We start from the raw sequence: 18,885 nt of genomic DNA on the forward strand, positions 1-18,885 counted from the left end.
GCAAGCATGGCTGACTGCGGGTAGCGTGTGGGGTTTTCCACCCCTCTTTTGCAGGAGCGCGCTGATGCAGCCGGTCATACTTTCCCCCTCATTGCAGTTGTGGTTAAACCTCTCGGTCACTATCGGCGCAGAGACAGTTGTCGGTCATACCACCGACGGGCGGCGTGTGCTTTACCCCATCACCGGCGGCAGCGTGCAGGGGGTGGGCGGAATCAGTGGCCGGGTATTGCCCGGTGGCTTTGACAATTATTGCCAGGGCAGCAACGGCATTGGCAGCATGGATGCCCGCTATGCGCTGCAACTGGATGATGGTGCGGTGCTGCTGGTGCATAACCGCGGCTTTCTGCATTTTTCAACCGAAGGTGCTGCACTGGAGGCGGCGGGTGTCTGGCCGATCCCGGCTGAGCTGTATCACTGCCGCTGCCAGCCAGAAATCAGGACTGGCGCTGGCCGCTATCAGTGGGTGAACCATCAGCTTTTTGTCGGGACGGTGCATTATCCGCTGGCCGAGCGGGTGGAGATTGCCATCTACCGGCTGGCTTGAAACATAGCCGCCTCGCGCTGGCGAGGCGGGCTGCTGCGGCATGCTCAGAAAGCGTAGATGAACTGGGTGGCCAGAATGTCGTTATTGCGTGACAGGCTGCCATCGCTGCGCTGGAACACTGCATTGCTGGCAAAGTCATGGCGGTATTCCAGCTTCACCGTCATTTTGTCCGCCGGGTAGAACAGCAAATCCAGCGCGATGTCACTGCGGTTGGTTCCCTTGCAGTCAATGCCGTTATTGCCCGAGCTGTTCAGGCACTGCTGGTCCACGCCCCAGCCGCTGCTGGGGTTGATGCTGGCGATGTTGCCGCTCTGACCATACAGGATGCCGCTGCCACCGCCACCGTTGCGGCTGTTGTTCAGGTAGTCCACCCGCACCACCGTACCCACCTTGCCCAGCCAGTCGGTGTACCACTTTTTGGCGGCCAGCAAGGAGAAGCCATACCATTGCGCCATGCCGCCATTCCAGGCGGCGTGCGCCTGCTGGCCGTAATCCAGTTGGGCGTTGTACTGGATGTCCGACCAGGTATAGGTCAGATCAGCCTCGGCATAAAAGTAGCGGCCAAACGGTGAGGACAGATTGCACTGGTAGCCATAGCCACCGCTGCAGCTGGATGGCGTCAGGATGGTCTGCCGGCCGATATTGGCGGAGAAGCCCAGGTCCAGCGAGGTGGTGTACTGGTAGTCCACCCGCGCCGCCAGCGTGGGGGTGCTGTTACTGTTGCTGCGTCCGTTCTGGCCGTTGACGATGGCACCGGCCGACTTGAGCTGCTCATTGGCCAGCATGAACTGCCACAGCGTCTGGTAGTTGTTGGTGAACAGCTTGTAGTTCATGCCCAGGTAGGACGCCGGCTCACTGAAGTCGAACAGCAGATTGTGGGTGAGGGTCTGGATCTGGCTGGCCGGATTGGGCTCATAACCGGCCAGGCTGGGTAGCAGGCCCAGTTGCAGGGTGCCGGTGGAACTGAGCGGCAGGTTGACATTGGCCTGATTGAAAATGCTGTTGGTCAGGCCGCCGCTTTCGCTGCTGAAGCTGGCACCGCTGCCGCGGTCCGGCTGGATGACCAGCTCCACGCTGGGGGCCTCCGGCCCCACGCCAAAGGTCTTTTTGATATCCAGGTAGACATCGCCCAGATTGCTGTCGTAGTAGTTGTAAGCGCCATTCTTGTTAAGAAAGCGGAAACCGGCAGAGTTGCTGTTGCGGTTGTAGATGAACATCGGGTCAACAAAGCCGGTTACGCTCAGGCCGGCAATCGGCCCCGTCTGCGCCGCCTCGCTCAGCGTGTCCACCTTGATCTTGAGGCTGTTGACGGTTTGCTGCAGGGTTTCCGGCTCCTCGCTTTCGCTTGCCGATGCCGCATTGCCCGTAGCCGCTGCGGTGTTGTTGCTGCCCAGTTGCTGTTGCAGGTTTTGTACTTGCTGCTGCAGCAGTGGAATCTGGGCGTTGCTTTGCTGCAGGGCCTTTACCTGCTGCTCCAGTGCTTCCAGTTTTTGCAGCAGGGCCGCGCTGCTGTCGGTGCCGGCCTGTGTCACCACGGGCAGCGCCATGATGGCCATGGCAATCAGTTTTCTTTGCATGATGTGTACCCCGAATGGCTAAGCGATGACGTTCAGTGGGTTTTCAGTTCCTGCCACAGACGGGTTTCCAGCCGCATGATTTCGGTGGGCAGCGCGCGCACGGTGAACAGCTTTTTCATTTCGGCGGCGCTGGGGTAGACCGTCGGGTCGGACAGCACTTCCGGCCTGATCAGCGGCTTGGCCGCCGGTACTGCACTGGGGTAGAAGGTTTCATTGCTCAGCGCCGCGGCCTCAGTGGGCGAAATGACGTGGTTGATCCATTTCATCGCGGCATCGAAATTGGGGGCGGTTTTGGGCACGGCCATCACGTCAAACCAGATCACGCTGCCTTCCTTGGGCAGGATGTACTGGATGGTGTAAGGCTTGTGCGCGGCCAGGGCGGCAATGCGCGCGGTGTTGACATCACCGGAGTAGCCGAAGGCCATGCAGATATCGCCACTGGCCAGATCGGGGCCATAGCTGCTGGAATTGAACTGGCCGATATAGGGTCGGATGGTTTTCAGCAGCTTGAATACTTCCTGGTAATCGGCCGGATTGGTGCTTAGCGGATTCTTTTTCAGGTAGTACAAGCCCATGCCGAACATGTCCACCGGCGAATCCAGCACCGACACGCCGCACTTGGACAGCTTGGCCATGTATTTGGGGTCAAACAGCATGTCCCAGGTGTTGAGCGGCACACCCTTGCCCAGCACGGACTCCACTTTTTGCAGATTGATGCCGATGCCGTCGGTGCCCCAGTTCAGCGGCACGCCGTATTGATTACCGGGGTCGCTGCCTTCCAGAATCTTCATCAATGCCGGGTCCAGCTTCGCCAGATTGGGAATCTTGCTCTTGTCCAGCTTGCGGAGCATGCCGGCCTGCAACTGGCGGCCAAAGTAGGCATCGGACGGTACGACAACGTCGTAGCCGGAATTGCCCACCAGCAGCTTGCTCATCAGGGTGTCGTTGCTATCGAACTCCTGATAGCGCACCTTGATGCCGGTCTGCTTGAGGAAGTTGGCATTGCTGTTTTTGGCCAGACTATTGCCCCAGTTGTAGACATTGACCTGGCCGGCATCGGCAGCCGCATGGCCGGACACGCTGCCCAGCAGGGCGAGCGCACAACAGGTATGGATCAGTTTCTTCATTTCTCAGCCTTTGTAGTGATGGCCGCTCTGCTGGCGGCATGGTGTGAACAAACGGGAATCAGGCAGCGACTGCGTTGCAATCCGTATCCGCGCCATACACGGTTTCGCCACGGAATACCGTGCAGAGCAGCCGGGTCTGGTGCAGTTGCTGTATCGCTTGCGCAAACAGGCTGCGCTGCAGAATCAGGAAATTGGCCTCATGGCCTGGCAACAGGCCGCGGCAATCATCAAAGCGCAGCGCATGGCTGGCGTTCAGGGTGTGTGCCTGCAGCATTACTTGCAGATCCAGGCGCTCATCCGGGTTCCAGGGTTCTGCCGTAGGGTCATCCGTGGGCTGGTGGGTGACACCGGTCTGCATGATGGCCAGCGGGTCCATGGTGGAAACCGGCCAGTCCGAACCGCCGGCCAGCATGACGCCGGCGTTGCGCAGACTGCGCAGCGGGTAGCTGTGCGCCGCCCGTTCGCTGCCCAGGATTTCGCTATAGAACGACTGCAGCTCCGGCGCAGCCGCCGTCCACAGCGCCTGTACGCTGGCAATGGCGCCAAGCGGGCTGAAGCGGGGCATGTCGTCCGGATGCACCAGTTGCAAATGGGCCAACTGTGCCCGGCGGTCACGCGGGCCATTGCACTTGGCCGCCCATTCCAGTGCATCCAGCGCCATGCGCACCGCGCGGTCGGCCAGGGTGTGAAAGTGCAGGTCGAAACCGGCGGCATCGGCCATGGCGACAATTTCATTCAGTGCGGCTTGCTCCCACAGTGCCAGGCCATGGTCCGCTGTGCCGGGATAAGGTTCCAGCAGGGCGGCGGTCCGTGATTCTGTCACCCCGTCAATGAAGATCTTCACCGTATGCACGTGCAGGGTGTCGCCTTCGTAGCGGCGTTTCCAGTCTTGAAAGCGGGCAATCTGTGCCGCGGGATCATGCCGTGGTGTGGCCAGCAGGCCGGTGCTGACATGCAGCTTGAGCGTGCCGGCATCGCGTGCCGCCGCATAGGCTTGCAGCAGGCCTTCATCCACCCGCGCATCGAACCAGCCGGTAATGCCCAGGCGGTGTGCCATGGCAATGGCCTTGGCCAAGGACTGCGGATAACGGGCGGGGCCCAGTTGCGGAATCAGGCCAAACAGCCGGTACAGGGCGGCTTCATGTACCACGCCGCTGGGCTCTTGGCTGCCCGGCTCCCGCTCATGGATGCCTCCCTTGGGGTCTTGGGTGTCAGCGCCGATGCCGGCGGCTGCCAGTCCCAGGGTGTTCAGGCAGCCGCTGTGTACATCGTGGCCCAGCAGCAGCAAGGGACGGTCGGGCAGGGCGACATCCAGTTGCTGACGGGTGGGGTAGTTGCCGAACACGCTTAAATCAATGCCGCCGACAAACACCCAGGGCTCCTCCGCCTGGGCCATGGCGGCTTCGCGGATCAGCGTCAGCACCCCCTCGGCACTGTCGGCCCGCGCCAGGTCGATATCCCCCACCATTTGCTGCCCTTCCAGCGGGTGGGCATGGCCATCGACAAAGGCCGGGATGATCTGCTTGCCGGCCAGGTCGATCTGCTGGGTCTGGCTGCCGGCCATGGCGCGGATGGTCTGGTCATCGCCGCTGGCGATGATCTTGCCGCCGCCAATGGCCAGCGCGGTGTGCATGGCGTTGAGGTCGTTACCGGTATGGATGCTGCCGTTGTAATAGATTTTTTCGGGATACTGCATGCCTGCCTCCTGATTCATGACCTGCGCACTGTGATGAACGCCGGGGCAAGGCCGGGCCGGTCACAACGGTGCGCTACTGGCAATGATCATGCGTGGAGGGGCAGCGGCTGTCTGTCCTCTGATTTCAGGACAGCAGTGCAGATTGACGATGCGTTTGCTCAACCGCCACGCACCAGGCAAACAACTCGGACTTGTTGGCCACGCCGATTTTGGTCAGCGCGCGCTCCATATAGGTGCGTACGCTGCACTGGCTGATGGAGACATGCTCGGCGATCTGCGGTACCGACCAGCCTTGCAGCATGGCGTGACAAATCAGCCTTTCCCGGCCTGATAGCTGTTTGCCGGCCAATTGCAGACAACGGTCGAAATACTGCTGCAGCACATCTTGTGATGCAGCCAGACAGGGTGTGCTCAGTTGCGCGTGGCGGGCCAGCAGGGGAATGAGAAAGTGGCAGGTCTGCCGCAGGCGGCTAAGCTCGGACAGGGTGAAGGACGGGGTGTGGCGGGTGCGGAAAATCGACAGCAGATAGACATAATCGGTTTCACAGCCCAGCAGGCTGCATTCCTCGCCCAGTGGACTTTGCGCAATCATGCGCCCATAGGCGGTAGGCGGATGGTCATCGTTGCGCGACAGGACCAGTTGCGGGTCCTGCACCTGCTCGATGAATTGCAATAGCTGTCTGTCCTGCTTCCACTCCATGTCACGCTGATAGAGCGACAAGGCCAGCCGGGTTTCTTCCGGGTCGGCCTCGCCGGCAAAAAACAGCACATCCAGTTGCTCCACCGCTGACTGCTGACTGCCACGGCGAAAGCGTAGCGCTGTCATGTGATAGGACGCCGGGTCCACCACATCATGCAGCCATTGCCATAGCTGGCTGGTGAATTGCGGTGTCCCCATGCTTTGCAGCAGGCTGCCTGCCGTTTCCAGTGCAATACTTGCGTGCATCACGCCTCCTCATGCCGGCTGATAGGGAAGATCTGCATATGTCACACTATACGTCGAGATTCCGGATGGCCAACAGCAAAGCATGAATCGCGCCAGCGGCGGCATGGCATGCCGTCGTGCTTGCAGGCGACAGCGACCAGCGCCATTGCAGGCAGCGCAGGCAGGGCGGGCCTGTGCGGTCCCGCGCGGGTGGTGTGTTTGCGCGATTTTGGTGCGCAGCCTCAGCCTGGCCGCGCACCAGCGCTGGATTAGCAGTCCAGCAGTTCGCGCAACTGGCTCAGGGTGGAGTCGTCCTTGATGACATGCTGCAGCCATTCTTCCAGGCTCATCTCCGCCCAGCGCGCAGCGCGCTCGGCCAGCAGGGAAACCGGGCTGTGCGGTTCGTGGGCCCGGAAATAACGTGCCACTTCGCCCAGCATCTGCACCGCCTGTTCGCGGCTGTGGATCTGGCCGTCAAAGTGGCTGGCCGTGGCGGCTTGGTAAGCTGCCACGGCGGGGCTGCTGGCAGTCTGGCTGGGGGTGGCCATGCGGGTGTTTCCTTCTGCGGCGGGGGTGGCCGGGCTGATGTCCGGGCCGCCGTTCTGTTTGCGATAGCGCAGCACCAGGTCCTGGCAGGCGTAAATGGCATTGCGGATTTCCACCAGGCTGGGCGCGTATTTGCCTAGCCGGCCATCGGTCTGCTGCTCCAGTTTTTCGTACTCGGCCAAGGCTTGTACCAGTTGGTCGTGCAGGCCGGAGAACCAGTTGGTCCCAGATTGGCTGGCGGCTTTCTCGAAGGTTTCACCGGCCAGCTTGCCTTCGGCCAAGGCGGCGTCGCGTGCCGCGGGGTCTTTCAGCCCCAGATTGTCCACCGCGCGTGATTCCTGCCAGTCCTGCCAGCTATAGCCGCCAAATTCGGCCTTGAGCAGCGGGGCGCTGCGGATGGCGGCGGACAGTTGCAGATTAAGCCACTCGAGCTTGCCGACGCGTTCTTCCGGATCGGCGCTATCCAGCTCCGGATAGCCGTTTTCCCAGAAGCGTGCCAGCCAGCCGTTCAGCAAGGCCAGCGCATCGCTCAGCCGGCTGATCCCGTGCTGGCGTACCCAGGCTTCGGCCAGCCAGCTCAGTAGCTGCAGGTCCTTGCTTTGCTCGGTGAAGGCCGCTTCACACAGGCGGATGACGCGTGGCCATTCCGCCACCTTGAGGGTTTGTTCCCATTCCCCTTGGGCCAGGGCCGGGTCGTCGCTGCGGCGTGCTTCGCGAATCTGATCGAACAAGGTGGAGTAGCTAAGGTCCTCTCCTGCCGGATTGTCTGCCGCCACAGGGTTGAGCAGGGCTTCGATGGTGTCTTGCATAATGGTTCCGCAAATGGGTAATCAACCCTTGCCGACAGCGGGCAAGGTGGAAATCAGGACGGCACCGCAACTGGTCTTGTGACCTTCCAGCGCCACGGGCTTGCCGCCAACCAGCCAACTGCCATCGCCTTCCACGATGGTGCAGTTGCCATGGCCCTGTTGCGGGCAACTGACGGCATCGCCCAGGCAGGCCACCTGCTTGCCGAACAGGGTGGTGCTGGCCGCGGCGCTGACGACATTCCCGCCATGGTCGGTGGGGTCGCCCAATCGGATCACACGTTTCATGATGACATTTCCTCCAAGGGTGGCCTGGCTACGCTGAGCGCAGCTTCGTCCGGGCCAAATTGAGCCAGCAGTACCGGTGCGGCCAGGGCATGGCTGCAGGTGATGGCGGTGGCACACAGCAAGGCGGCGGTGGCAACGCCGGCATCACCCCATTCGCGCACGCTGTTGCTGGCCTGGTCGATGGGGTGGAGTTCAACCTGATGGCGGCTGAGCGCGCCGGACAGGGCGGACAGCCGGGCACCGCCCACCTGCACCTCGCCGCTGTTGTGTACCAGCCAGCCAAGGCTGCTGGCACGATTGGCGGCTGGCTCGGCGTCTTCCTCGCTGAACGGATAGTCCAGCAAGCAGGCATTGACCAGGGCATTGTCCAGCATGGGTTGCAACTGACGGCTTAGTTGCATGGCCCGGCTGGATGCCGCCGCACCCTGGGTGGCTTGGCTTAGCTCTGCCAATACCGGCAGCGCCGCCAGGCTGGGTTGGCGGCTGGGCGGCACCGCTCCCCAGTTGGTGCTGTGCGGGCTGACTTGCGCTTTTTCCCAGTAGGGCTGATAAGGGTCCTGCTGATCGTTTTGCGGTATTGCACTGCTGCCTTCCTCGCAGGGCAGGCCCTGGCGCAGGAACAGCAGGCAGGCAACGGCAAATCCCGGTTTGCCACGCCAGGCCTGTTCGGGGTCTGCGCTGGCGTCAAACTCATCTTCTTCCAGCAGCGGCAGGATTGGCGCATCCGCCGCCAGCAGCACCAGGCCCGGACATTCCGGCATCTGCAGCAGTACCTGGCGCGCGCGTTCTGCCACCGCGCCATGTCCGGGCAGGAAGCGGCATTCCACCAGCGGTGGATGCGCGTCCAGTGCCAGTGCCGCGGCCTCCTGCTGCACGGCTTTCAAGGCGGCCAGTTGTTCGATGCCCGACTCGGTGGGAATCACCTCGGTATATACCGGTAGCCAGGCCGCGCCCGGTGCCGCCAGGTACAAGGCTTCCAGCGCGTCGCGTTGTGGCGCGGCCAGGGCGTCCAGCAGGGTGTCGTCTTCCAGTTCATCCCGTTGCAGGGGCAGCCATTGGCAGCATTCATCCGCATCTGCCAGCCAGGCGGGTTCGTCACCCACCGCTACGGCGCTGCAATGCAGCCAGCGGCAGGCAATGGTCTGGCGGCGTTCTGCCAGGGCTGCTTGGTGGCGGCGGCGCGCCTCTTCTCGTGCCGCCACCCGTTCGGCTTCGGCAGCGGCTTCGGCTTGCTGGCGTTCGGCTTCGGCTTTTTTCTCTTTGCGGGCCGTCCACCAGCGCAGCCCCAGTGTCAGGGCCACCGGCGGCACGATATGCAGCAAGAGCATGGCCGAGGGGCTGATGCGCTGCCAACTGAGCGGCAGCACCAGCCACAGCAGACCCCACCAGCCGATGGTGAAACCGCCAAACAGGGTAAGCAATCTCAACATGTGATCTGCCCTTAGCTCAGCCTGACCTTGATATCCTCACCCTTGAGCGAGACAGCGATTTTCTTTACCGGCTTGCCGCTGGCCATGCGGCCGAGCAGATCGCAGGAAATCGGTGCCAGCAAGGTGCGGGTGAGAATGGCGTCGGCATTGCGCGCACCGCTGTCCACATCCATGCAGCGGGCGGCCAGCGTGGCGGCCAGGCTGGTGGGAAACTCCACCTTGGCGCCGTGGTTGGCGGCGATGCGGTTGCGGATGCGCTCCAGCTTGAGGGCCACAATGGCGTGCAATACATCGTCGCTGATGGGGAAGTAGGGCACGATGTCCAGCCGGCCCAGCAATGCCGGCTTGAAAGCCTGTTGCAGCGTGGGGCGCAGGATTTCCACCAGGTCGGCCGGGGTGGGGTCGCGGGTTTCGCCTTCCACCGTCACGCCGTGTTCGCAGGCGCGCATCAGCAGGTCGGTGCCTGCGTTGGAGGTGAGCAGGATGATGGTGTTCTTGAAGTCCACTTCGCGGCCTTCACTGTCTTCCAGCACGCCCTTGTCGAATACCTGGAAAAACAGCTCCATCACGTCCGGATGGGCTTTTTCCACTTCATCCAGCAGCACAACCGAATACGGGCGACGACGCACCGCTTCGGTCAGCACACCGCCTTCGCCATAGCCGACATAGCCGGGTGGTGAGCCCTTCAGGCCGGATACGCTGTGGGCTTCCTGGTATTCGGACATATTGATGGTGATCAGATTGCGCTCACCGCCGTACAGGGCTTCGGCCAGTGCCAGCGCGGTTTCGGTCTTGCCCACGCCGGACGGCCCTACCAGCAGGAACACGCCCTTGGGTTTGCCGGGGTCTTCCAGATTGGCCTTGGCAATCTGTACCCGTTCGGCAATCTGCGCCAGCGCGTGGTCCTGGCCGATTACGCGTTCGGCCAGCAGCGCGCCCAGCTTTTGTACTTGTTCCAGCTCGTTGCTGACCATGCGGCCCAGCGGAATGCCGGTCCAGCCGGCTATCACATCGGCAATCACGCTTTCATCCACGCACTCGAAGGCCAGTGGCTGGTTTTTTTGCAGTTGGCGCAATTCCAGCCGCTTTTGTTGCAAGGGGCTGACTTTCCTGCCCTTGGGGCGCGCTTCTGCGGCCTGCTGTTTCAACTGTTCGATTTCATCCACCAGTTGCTGCTGCTGTTGCCAGGCAGCGTGCAGGGCGTCCCGATCAAGACGCAGCGTGTCCAGCCGGGCGGTGAGTTCGGCAATCCGCTCGGCGTGGCCTTCCTCACGCGACAGTGCGTCGATTTCCCGTTCGGCGTTGTCGATCAGCACCTGGATGTCCTGCAGCGGCGCGGGTTTGCCGGCACGCGACAGCGCCACCCGGGCGCAGGCGGTGTCCAGCACGCTGATGGCCTTGTCCGGCAACTGGCGGCCGGTAATGTAGCGGCTGGACAGGTGTACGGCGGCACGGATGGCTTCGTCCAGAATGTCCACCTGATGGTGCTGGCGCATGGCGGCGGTGAGGCCGCGCACCATTTGTACCGCCATGTCCGGTGCCGGTTCTTCCACTTTGACTACCTGGAAGCGGCGGGCCAGCGCGGCATCTTTTTCGAAGTATTTTTTGTATTCGGCCCAGGTGGTGGCCGCGATGGTGCGCAGCTCGCCGCGCGCCAGTGCCGGTTTCAGCAGATTGGCTGCGTCGTTCTGTCCTGCCGCACCGCCAGCCCCGATCAGGGTGTGTGCTTCGTCGATGAACAGAATGATGGGTACCGGGCTGGCCTTGACCTCGTCGATTACCTGGCGCAAGCGGTTTTCAAACTCGCCCTTCACACTGGCACCGGCTTGCAGCAAGCCCAGGTCCAGCGTACGCAGGGTCACGCCCAGCAGGGTGTCCGGCACTTCACCCAGCACGATCTGCCGCGCCAGTCCTTCCACCACGGCGGTTTTTCCCACACCCGGTTCCCCGGTCAGAATGGGGTTGTTCTGACGGCGGCGCATCAGGATGTCTATCATCTGGCGGATTTCACTGTCACGGCCCAGGATGGGGTCGATCTTGCCGGCGCGCGCCTGGGCGGTGAGGTCCACCGTGTATTTGTCCAGTGCCGGATTGCCGCGTGTCCGTTGCGGTTTTTCCTGGCTGGCGCTGGTGTCGTCGGCCTGTTCGGCAGCTTCTGCTGGCTGGCTGGCCGGGCTGGCGCTGCCTTCACCGCCATGGCGGCGCAGTTCGCGATAGGCACCGTGCAGCAGGCTGCTGTCCTGTGCGGCCAGCGTGCGGGAACTGCCTTGCACCGCATTGCGCAGCGCATCGTCCTGCCACAGCGTCAGTAGCAGATCCAGTGTGGAGATATCGCTTTCGCCATGTTCCATGCTGGCGAGCAGCCAGGCTTTTTCCAGCCAGCGTGGCAGCCAGGCGGACAGTACCGGATTACGGGTGTTGCCGCTGCGAAAGCTGTCCTGGGCTGCATCCAGTTCGCGGCCCAGCTTGTCCAGGGGCAGGCCCAGCGCCAGCAAGGCGGCCAGGGCGGCATTGTCTTGCTGATCCAGCAGGGCCAGCAGCACATGTTCGATTTCCACTTCAAAGTGGGTACGCCCCAGCGCCCGGCTGGCTGCTTGTTCCAGCGCCTGGCGTGCGGCGGGGGTAAGACGTTCGATCAGCGATTTGAGAGATACCGACATATAGTTTTCCAATGATTTGAATCAAAATTCGAAGCAGCCTGTCCGGCTAGTGCAGCAGGGCGTAACGCATATCGTCCGGATCGTGTGACTGCGGCCCCAGCCAGCAATTGCCACCCAGCAGCAGCGGGGTGGCGGCGGACAGGGTGGCCGCGGGCACGGCTTGTTTTTCCAGTACCAGGCAGACTTCCACCGCCAGGTTGTGGCCCAGTGCAAACTGCAGTATCGCGCGCAGCGCGGCAGCGGCATCGCCACCGGGCAGCAGCGCGGTATAGCGTTGTGCATCCATGCTGCCCAGACGCAGGCGCAGCTTGGTCTGGCGGTCCCACACCCGGCTGCCTGCCAGTAGCGATACCCCCAGTTCGCAGGCCTGATCGCCCAGCCGGCTTTGCTCGGATTCGGGCAGCACCATCCATTGGCCGACAAATTGCTCAACCTGGGCGTTGACGCCAAAAAAGCTTTCAATCAGCGTGGCCAGCGACTGGGCCGACATCGGTTTCTGGCTGAGCAGGCCGGCAAAGTAGACGAACAGGTTTTCGTCCAGTGCCATGCGCTCCCCGATTTGTTGGCGCAAGGTGGAGAGGCCGGTGCCGCCCAAGTCCAGCAGGTGGCGGGTGAAACCATCGCGCTCACCGGCTTCCAGATCCAGCCAGAAGCGGTACTTGTGCCAGGCTTCGTAAAACAGCGCCGTTGCCCGATGGCTGAAAATATCGAAAAACGCATGCATGGAGCTGTCGCGATGGCGCAGCTTGCGCTCCAGCAGCAGCTCGGTATAGGCCATGGGCAAGGCTCCGGATGGCCCGGTAAGCCCCATGAAGCTGATGGCCATTTCCGCGGTGGCGGGGGCGTCGTCTGGTGCCTGCTCCGGTTCCGGTGCCGGTTGGTAGCCCGCCAGTTCACTGGGCGGAAACGACAGGGTGGCCAGGGTGCGAAACCGCAGCTCGGCGGGCAGGCGTCGTTTGCTGCCAGCGCGCTTGCGTCCCGACAGCGCCAGCAGGCGTACCGCCTGGAAAAAACCGAACTGGCTGGCATCGGCCGCCAGTTCCTGCCTCAAATCACGAGGGCTTCGCCGGCTCGGGCTGGCCATGTCAGCACCTCCTCGCTGTCCTGTACGTTTTCCACATGCAGGCGGGTGAAACTATTGGGGGCGCAGTACAGGGCAAAAAAACGCTCCAGCACCGAGGCAAACAGATACACGCTGCCCCCCACGTAATAATCGGCATCCAGCTTCAGCCGGATATCGCTGCCACGGACAAAACCGGTGAAGTCCCGCCCGGCCACCCGAGTGACTGCCGGCCCGCTGGCTACTGCCACAATGCCCTGGATTTGCCGGCTGTTGGCGGCGGAATCGGTCAGGTTGTACAGCGTCAGCATCTCCTGCAGTGCCTCCACGCCGGAATCGACAATGGACAGATAATTGAGCGACAGATGCGAAATCAGCCGCCACTGCACCGCACGCCCCAGCGGGCTGCGCTGGGTGGCACCGGGCTTGCGCAACAGCCGCACCCGCTTGACCACCGCGTGGCCGGGAATGGTGAAGTCCGAGCGGGCCGTGGCCTGGCTGCCGCCAAAGGGAATCTGTTCGGGCAGGTCGCGGTTGCTGCACAGCAGCTCCAGGCTCAGCACTTCGGTAGCCGGGCGCACCGGGTGGAAGGCCAGATCTACCAGGTGGATTTCCAGGTCGCTGCCCTTGTCGCCCTGATGCGGCGAATCCTGGCGACTGGCATGCCAGTAAAAGCGCGCTGCCTTGTCCTGCACGGCATGACGGATGGCATAAAAGGGCGGCACTTCCTCGCTGCGTTCGCCCTCGGTAGATTTTTCCACTCTTTGCACCCGCCTGATCTGCACCACCTCGTAGGCGTGTGGCTTGCGGCCATCGGGGCTAACCGCATAGGACGACTTCTGATGCGTCACCCGAATCGGCTCCGCCGCATGGCGAAACAGGTTCACCACCGGCGTGCAGCCCAGCTTCAGATGCTGCACGCCCAACTGGGTCAGCAGGCGGTTATAGCGCTCGCCATCCGGAAACTTGTCCAGCATCACCCGCAGCACCAGCCGGTCGCCATCCAGCCGCACTACGGCCTTGTCCAGATTGCCCAAATCAACAAACAGGAATTTGTCCGGATAGCAGAAGTACTCGGTTAACAGCCGGTAGCCGACAAAGGAGCGCTCGTCATACTCCAGCATGCCCTCGTCACGGCCAAAGCCCACCGGGGTGATGCAGGACGCGGGCAACTGCCGGGTACGGGCCGGGTCTTCGCTGCCATCGCCCACCTGCACCCGCCGCACATTGGCCAGCAGCAGCTCATACAACAGGTGCATCTGTGCCGGTTCGCCATCCAGGAAAAAGCGCAGCGACTCCAGCCCGATGGCATTCACCGGCAAACCGCCGTGGGTTTGCAATTCCAGCGTCAACACCGCGGCAGCATCCGGTGCCAACTGGCGCAGATAGGGCGAACCGCTGGTCAGCTCCAGCCGCGCCTCGCTGAGCGACAGCGGGTACAAGTCCACCGGATAAGCGCTGCGGAACTTGCACACCACACCGTTGATGGCTGGCGCCTGCACCATCTGGCCACGCTCCACCCGGTAGCGGCGGGCAATTTCCGGCCGCGCCGGGTCGCACTCCAGCTGCACGATGGTGGCGGCGGGAATGGGCTGCAGATAGTGCGGATACAGCACATTCAGAAAGCTTTCCGCCACTTCCGGATAATCATCATCCAGCTTTTTGTGGATGCGCGCCGCCAGCAGCGCAAACGATTCGATCAGCCGCTCGGTGTGCGGATCGGCGCACTGGTCGCCTTCCATCTGCAGCCGGCCGGCTATCTTCGGGTAGCGGCGGGCAAACTCGCCGGACAATTCCCGTAAATGGCCAAGCTCGCGCTCGTAATAGGGGAGTAGGGATTCAAGCATTGTTTAATTAAATTGGATATGGTTTCGTTGTTTTGAAGCTTGAGTGGTTTATCTATTTTCCTGTGGCGAAAATATTGTATTTTCTATTGGTATTATGCTTTTTATGGTTTGATGTAATCTGAAAAACCAGTTCCAGTAATTATCTTGCAAAGTGGTTTTGCTATTGCTTTGGGTGAGGAATTTTCAGAGTAAGCTTTCTTGATGCTTAGATCAGATGCGCCAAGGGATGTGAACTCTATTCGCTCGCCAATTTTTTTGTAAGTAATGAAGATGTCGAACCCCTGCGGGGCATCTGCATCATGATAAATTCTAAGTAGAGACCGTAGTTTTTTTGATTCCGATGGTTTTTCCAAATGATTTATATCAATTTTCTTGAGTTGGGTAGGCATTTTTTTTAAAAAAACTTTATCAAAATCCAACTCTTCTGGGTAAGTATTTTTATCGCCGCATCGATAGTATTGGCTATCAAGTTCTTTGTTGAAGAACTGGTCAAGGCTTTTGTATGCATAGTCAGCAGACTCCGCATTGGATGCTGCGGTTAATATAAAATATGCCTCCCGACTGCCTGCGAGCGCGACCCCTGTGGTAATCATCCCAAGTAGACTTAATGCAAAACTTAGTGTTTTGGTTTTTCTCATTTAAGTTGTCTTTCTGCTTTTTGATGATTTCTTACTGTCGAATCCAAATAATTCTTTATTTAACTTATCTGGGTCGAAAGTGTCGATTGTGCCGGTTCGCCGTCCAGGAAAAAGCGTAGCGACTCCAGCCCGATGGCACTCACCGACAAACCGCCGTGGGTTTGCAATTCCAGCGTCAACACCGCGGCAGCATCCGGTGCCAACTGGCGCAGATAGGCCGAACCGCTGGTCAGCTCCAGCCGCACCTCGCTGAGCGACAGCGGGTACAAATCCACCGGATAAGCGCTGCGGAACTTGCACACCACACCGTTGATGGCTGGCGCCTGCACCATCTGGCCACGCTCCACCCGGTAGCGGCGGGTAATTTCCGGCCGCGCCGGGTCACACTCCAGCTGCACGATGGTGGCGGCGGGAATGGGCTGCAGATAGTGCGGATACAGCACATTCAGAAAGCTTTCCGCCACTTCCGGATAATCATCATCCAGCTTTTTGTGGATGCGCGCCGCCAGCAGCGCAAACGATTCGATCAACCGCTCGGTGTGCGGATCGGCGCACTGGTCGCCTTCCATCTGCAGCCGGCCGGCTATCTTCGGGTAGCGGCGGGCAAACTCGCCGGACAATTCCCGTAAATGGCCAAGCTCGCGCTCGTAATAGGGGAGGAGGGATTCAAGCATTTAAAAGAAACTCAACGGGTTCAATAGTGGTTTCATAGCTAAATTTGGCAAAACGGATAGTAGGTTCATTTTTAATTTATTGTGATTTTTTGTTATGCAATCTGTGGTGAATGGTAAGCTGCAAGGCTATTCTTGAGGCTTTGCAAAGTGATAACGCAGTTGCTGGTTTGTTATCCTGGTTGTTTGTGTGCTTGATTGGATTCGTACGATTCCTTGTAATGTCTGCTGTGGTTGGTGTTTTATTTTAAAATCCAAATCCAATATCAAGAGGGTTGCTTGCTTTGCAAAATAAAAGATCAAGCTGCTGTGCCTTTTTCCTTGCAGGGAATGTTTTCCAATTGCTTTCAAATATTTTTGATGGATTTTTTGAATTTATCCCAATTCCCATTATTTTAATTTTTTCTGGATTGGGATCGATTATTAATGTCCCGTCAAAGCCACGGTACGCATTCTCATCCTTGTATCCAATCATCAATTTTCTGATGGATTCGATTGAGCTGCTGTCGCCATTTATTGCCTGGCGAGCAAGTTTTACCGTGATGCCTGGTGGTATTTTTTTCTTTGCAATGAGAGATATTTTCTCTTCACCCGCGGCAGTGCTATTCCAACATTCTTTATTGAGATCGATATTCATTTCGATAAAATTTTTGTACTCTTCTGAATGGTAAAAACTTTGCTCTCCAATGTTTATTAGAACTATATTATATCCTCTGCTGCCTGCGAAAGATGTGTTTGCAGCTAACGTACTTGTTAATAGAAGTAGTTTTAATTTCACGTTGAAAATCCTCCCTTGTGATCGTCTTGCGGGTTTTGGATTTTTCAGTAGTAATCTTCTTTAATTCTCAATGTATTGATTTGACTTGTTACTTCAATTAATGCCAATATGATTTGGTGTGATTATTTAATAATGCATGGATTTTTAATTTTCCTGCTAATTAAGGAGTTATTGCTATTTTGGTAATTCAACTCCAGGGTGTTATCTGCATTGAATTTTGCTTTTATTGTTGAGAATGGTGTGGCCGATTGAGTGTTAAAATCAAATTTTCTATCATTGTATCTTGCGTGCCACAGTGTCCTGTCTTGATTTTTATCAAATAGATAGATTGTGGCAATTCCGTCGTCGGTAGGTATTAAGGCACATTCATTCGGTATGCTAATCGCAAGAATGTCATGGATATCTTTTGAAATACCTTTTGATTCTTTATAAAAGAAGCTTACGGAGCATGGGCTTCCGCATGAAAATGATACTTGAGCTATGTCTGAAGATATCCATCTTGCTGTAACTGCATTAATAGGGAGGTTTTTAAAAAAGAACAACCTATCACTATGACGGTCAATCCATGCGGAACATGTGGATTGACTGCAATTATAAGATACGGACTCATTCTGTGACGGCGATTGTATTTTCAGCGATTCAGCATCAGATGAATTTGATGCAAGAAGTGCAAGCAAGGCAAAAGAAAATCTACTCACTGTCGTCAATGTGTAACTGTTCAATAATTTCTCCATTGATTTGTATGTCGATATTTAAATTAAACAAGAATGTTTATCTGGTATTTAGCTCTTCCCGTGCATTCCAACTTTGCTTGAAGTGGTCGGGGTGTATTTATTTATCCAACTTATCTTCATCATTTAAATCTACATACTTGCTTGTAGATTGACTTACATGCCCAGCGAAGAATCGAATCAATAAGTCTTCCTGTTTTCCTTTTTGAATTAATCCATTTTCGCTGTAGTATTCGGTCAATTCATTCCATGAGCTTTGCTTGTCATTGCTATAGTACGAAATTTGTACAAACTGATTGCCATTGACAACGGCGCAGCTAATTACTCGTGGATAAAGAGTTGGGTATGTTTTGCTTTTAATGTAAGGTAAAGCGTCTTGCGAAGACAGATTAGGTATTTTTGTTGTGAGCGTTTTTTTGGAGTTTGCATTTTCAATTTTTAATAGCCCAGGCATTTTGCAATGCCCCGCAGTGAATGCGTCGCCTGATGCTTGGCATGACATGGTGATGCCAAGGTGTAAGCCACCGCATTGCGTTGTCGTATTTTTTTCAACATATAGTGGTGCTGCTGTGATTTGTAGTGATGTAAAAATACTTGCGATCAGAATTTTTGCACGAATGAAATTTTTCATTTGAGCTTGCTATTTCTGTATTTTTAAAATGACTTGATGATGAATTATTTAAATTTCCAACACTTTATAAAACTGCTTGTAGTTTTTTTATTTTTGCTTGTTTTGCATTTTTCAATAACAAATAAGTATGGTGTGCTAATACTATATTCCAATCATGGTATGAGTAATGTTTATATGTCGCGATAGGTGTTACATGTATTGGTCTTTTTAATTTATTGTTGATTTAGTAATGCTCTATACATGGGTGCTCGCTGTGGTGCTGCCAGTTTTTTTACGTAATCAACAGGCTTTTGACCGTATTTGTCTTGTTCATTAAGTGATGCTCCATGAGAGACTAAGTAAGCCGTTATGGCTGGTTTTGCCTCTAAAATGGAAAACATGAGTAATGTCATTCCTGAAAAGCGAGTGTTCGAATTCGTGTCGGCTCCGTGCGAAATGAGGTATTTCACACTATTTATTTGATGGCTGCTGATGGCATAGTAAAGTGGTGTTTTTCCATCGTAGCCGTCGTAGTTAACATCACCCCCTGCATTTACGATTGCAGTGATCGCGCCCATGTTTTTTTCTTCAATTGCATAGACTAGCGGCGTCTTGGATAGGCTATCCAGTTCCTGGTTTATCTCGCAGTGATTGGACTTTATAAATTTGGTAACAGATTCAATGGTTCCATTTTTTATTGTCATTTTCCATTCGTGCAAATCACATGCAAATATAGTGGTCGTGCTTGTAAGGGCAATGATGGTTAATATGGTCTTTAATTTCATTTTTTAAACTCCCTGAAGTATTTTACCCATGTATCATAGGGTCTGCTATTTTGGACTGGAAAATATGTCCAGGGCGAGTATCTGCGTTTTTATATTCGATGTAATTCGCGCTGGATATATGTATCTTTTCATTTGATCAGTATCTTCTTTGCTTATATGTATCCCA

The 18,885-nt window shown here is 57.2% G+C and carries 17 protein-coding genes; 1 reads left to right on the top strand and 16 read right to left on the bottom strand.

The window, feature by feature from the left end; all coding sequences use genetic code 11:
* Nucleotides 1-64 precede the first annotated feature (64 nt).
* A complete protein-coding gene (locus DLM_RS07895; RefSeq protein WP_089084231.1) occupies nucleotides 65-544 on the top strand; it encodes a DUF3237 domain-containing protein in 480 nt (159 codons plus the stop codon).
* 44 nt (nucleotides 545-588) lie between these two features.
* Here DLM_RS07895 and DLM_RS07900 read toward each other — a convergent pair whose 3' ends face one another.
* The 16 genes from DLM_RS07900 to DLM_RS07965 form a co-directional block, all read right to left on the bottom strand.
* Nucleotides 589-2,121, bottom strand: coding sequence for a DUF3138 family protein (locus DLM_RS07900; protein ID WP_089084232.1), 1,533 nt, complete (start codon nucleotides 2,119-2,121; stop codon nucleotides 589-591).
* A 32-nt stretch (nucleotides 2,122-2,153) separates the two neighbouring features.
* Nucleotides 2,154-3,248, bottom strand: coding sequence for an extracellular solute-binding protein (locus tag DLM_RS07905; RefSeq protein WP_089084233.1), 1,095 nt, complete (start codon nucleotides 3,246-3,248; stop codon nucleotides 2,154-2,156).
* Between the two features lie 58 nt (nucleotides 3,249-3,306).
* Nucleotides 3,307-4,944 (bottom strand): amidohydrolase, encoded by a 1,638-nt coding sequence (locus DLM_RS07910; RefSeq protein ID WP_089084234.1) that lies wholly within the window; start codon nucleotides 4,942-4,944, stop codon nucleotides 3,307-3,309.
* A gap of 124 nt (nucleotides 4,945-5,068) precedes the next feature.
* Nucleotides 5,069-5,890 (bottom strand): helix-turn-helix transcriptional regulator, encoded by an 822-nt coding sequence (locus tag DLM_RS07915; protein WP_089084235.1) that lies wholly within the window; start codon nucleotides 5,888-5,890, stop codon nucleotides 5,069-5,071.
* A 248-nt stretch (nucleotides 5,891-6,138) separates the two neighbouring features.
* The gene (gene tssA / locus DLM_RS07920) at nucleotides 6,139-7,224 is read right to left on the bottom strand and encodes a type VI secretion system protein TssA (RefSeq protein WP_089084236.1); all 1,086 of its coding nucleotides are present in this window, start codon (nucleotides 7,222-7,224) and stop codon (nucleotides 6,139-6,141) included.
* A gap of 21 nt (nucleotides 7,225-7,245) precedes the next feature.
* Complete coding sequence (locus DLM_RS07925; RefSeq protein ID WP_089084237.1) at nucleotides 7,246-7,509, bottom strand: PAAR domain-containing protein; 264 nt, start codon at nucleotides 7,507-7,509, stop codon at nucleotides 7,246-7,248.
* Nucleotides 7,506-8,939, bottom strand: a complete 1,434-nt coding sequence (locus tag DLM_RS07930) for a hypothetical protein (RefSeq protein ID WP_089084238.1) — start codon at nucleotides 8,937-8,939, stop codon at nucleotides 7,506-7,508. The genes DLM_RS07925 and DLM_RS07930 overlap by 4 nt, the downstream gene beginning before the upstream one ends.
* Nucleotides 8,940-8,950: 11 nt before the next feature.
* A complete protein-coding gene (gene tssH, locus DLM_RS07935; RefSeq protein ID WP_089084239.1) occupies nucleotides 8,951-11,599 on the bottom strand; it encodes a type VI secretion system ATPase TssH in 2,649 nt (882 codons plus the stop codon).
* Nucleotides 11,600-11,645: 46 nt separating this feature from the next.
* Nucleotides 11,646-12,683 carry a type VI secretion system baseplate subunit TssG gene (gene tssG / locus DLM_RS07940; protein WP_089084240.1) on the bottom strand — a complete coding sequence of 346 codons (1,038 nt, stop codon included), beginning with the start codon at nucleotides 12,681-12,683 and terminating at the stop codon, nucleotides 11,646-11,648.
* On the bottom strand, nucleotides 12,647-14,506 hold the full coding sequence (gene tssF, locus DLM_RS07945; RefSeq protein WP_089084241.1) for a type VI secretion system baseplate subunit TssF: 1,860 nt from the start codon (nucleotides 14,504-14,506) through the stop codon (nucleotides 12,647-12,649). Before tssF ends, tssG begins: the two co-directional genes overlap by 37 nt.
* 101 nt (nucleotides 14,507-14,607) lie before the next feature.
* The gene (locus tag DLM_RS07950) at nucleotides 14,608-15,144 is read right to left on the bottom strand and encodes a hypothetical protein (protein ID WP_145985794.1); all 537 of its coding nucleotides are present in this window, start codon (nucleotides 15,142-15,144) and stop codon (nucleotides 14,608-14,610) included.
* A gap of 59 nt (nucleotides 15,145-15,203) precedes the next feature.
* Complete coding sequence (locus DLM_RS07955; RefSeq protein ID WP_231960130.1) at nucleotides 15,204-15,818, bottom strand: type VI secretion system baseplate subunit TssF; 615 nt, start codon at nucleotides 15,816-15,818, stop codon at nucleotides 15,204-15,206.
* Between the two features lie 244 nt (nucleotides 15,819-16,062).
* The gene (locus tag DLM_RS07960) at nucleotides 16,063-16,593 is read right to left on the bottom strand and encodes a hypothetical protein (RefSeq protein WP_145985795.1); all 531 of its coding nucleotides are present in this window, start codon (nucleotides 16,591-16,593) and stop codon (nucleotides 16,063-16,065) included.
* 122 nt (nucleotides 16,594-16,715) lie between these two features.
* Nucleotides 16,716-17,315 (bottom strand): hypothetical protein, encoded by a 600-nt coding sequence (locus DLM_RS22990; protein WP_145985796.1) that lies wholly within the window; start codon nucleotides 17,313-17,315, stop codon nucleotides 16,716-16,718.
* 109 nt (nucleotides 17,316-17,424) lie between these two features.
* Nucleotides 17,425-17,955: a hypothetical protein gene (locus DLM_RS22995; RefSeq protein WP_145985797.1), complete on the bottom strand. Its 531-nt coding sequence runs from the start codon at nucleotides 17,953-17,955 to the stop codon at nucleotides 17,425-17,427.
* A gap of 212 nt (nucleotides 17,956-18,167) precedes the next feature.
* Nucleotides 18,168-18,719 carry an ankyrin repeat domain-containing protein gene (locus DLM_RS07965; protein ID WP_089084244.1) on the bottom strand — a complete coding sequence of 184 codons (552 nt, stop codon included), beginning with the start codon at nucleotides 18,717-18,719 and terminating at the stop codon, nucleotides 18,168-18,170.
* Nucleotides 18,720-18,885: the final 166 nt, after the last annotated feature.

It is taken from the genome of Aquitalea magnusonii (assembly GCF_002217795.2).
Classification (GTDB): domain Bacteria; phylum Pseudomonadota; class Gammaproteobacteria; order Burkholderiales; family Chromobacteriaceae; genus Aquitalea; species Aquitalea magnusonii_B.

Coding starts and splice junctions, on each gene's coding strand:
- tssA (WP_089084236.1), bottom strand. CDS start 7,224: ATGCAAGACACCATCGAAGCCCTGCTCAACCCTGTGGCGGCAGACAAT.
- DLM_RS07955 (WP_231960130.1), bottom strand. CDS start 15,818: ATGCTTGAATCCCTCCTCCCCTATTACGAGCGCGAGCTTGGCCATTTA.
- DLM_RS07950 (WP_145985794.1), bottom strand. CDS start 15,144: ATGAGAAAAACCAAAACACTAAGTTTTGCATTAAGTCTACTTGGGATG.
- tssH (WP_089084239.1), bottom strand. CDS start 11,599: ATGTCGGTATCTCTCAAATCGCTGATCGAACGTCTTACCCCCGCCGCA.
- DLM_RS07905 (WP_089084233.1), bottom strand. CDS start 3,248: ATGAAGAAACTGATCCATACCTGTTGTGCGCTCGCCCTGCTGGGCAGC.
- DLM_RS07925 (WP_089084237.1), bottom strand. CDS start 7,509: ATGAAACGTGTGATCCGATTGGGCGACCCCACCGACCATGGCGGGAAT.
- DLM_RS07900 (WP_089084232.1), bottom strand. CDS start 2,121: ATGCAAAGAAAACTGATTGCCATGGCCATCATGGCGCTGCCCGTGGTG.
- tssG (WP_089084240.1), bottom strand. CDS start 12,683: ATGGCCAGCCCGAGCCGGCGAAGCCCTCGTGATTTGAGGCAGGAACTG.
- DLM_RS22995 (WP_145985797.1), bottom strand. CDS start 17,955: ATGAAAAATTTCATTCGTGCAAAAATTCTGATCGCAAGTATTTTTACA.
- DLM_RS07965 (WP_089084244.1), bottom strand. CDS start 18,719: ATGAAATTAAAGACCATATTAACCATCATTGCCCTTACAAGCACGACC.
- DLM_RS07910 (WP_089084234.1), bottom strand. CDS start 4,944: ATGCAGTATCCCGAAAAAATCTATTACAACGGCAGCATCCATACCGGT.
- DLM_RS07915 (WP_089084235.1), bottom strand. CDS start 5,890: ATGCACGCAAGTATTGCACTGGAAACGGCAGGCAGCCTGCTGCAAAGC.
- DLM_RS07930 (WP_089084238.1), bottom strand. CDS start 8,939: ATGTTGAGATTGCTTACCCTGTTTGGCGGTTTCACCATCGGCTGGTGG.
- DLM_RS07895 (WP_089084231.1), top strand. CDS start 65: ATGCAGCCGGTCATACTTTCCCCCTCATTGCAGTTGTGGTTAAACCTC.
- tssF (WP_089084241.1), bottom strand. CDS start 14,506: ATGCTTGAATCCCTACTCCCCTATTACGAGCGCGAGCTTGGCCATTTA.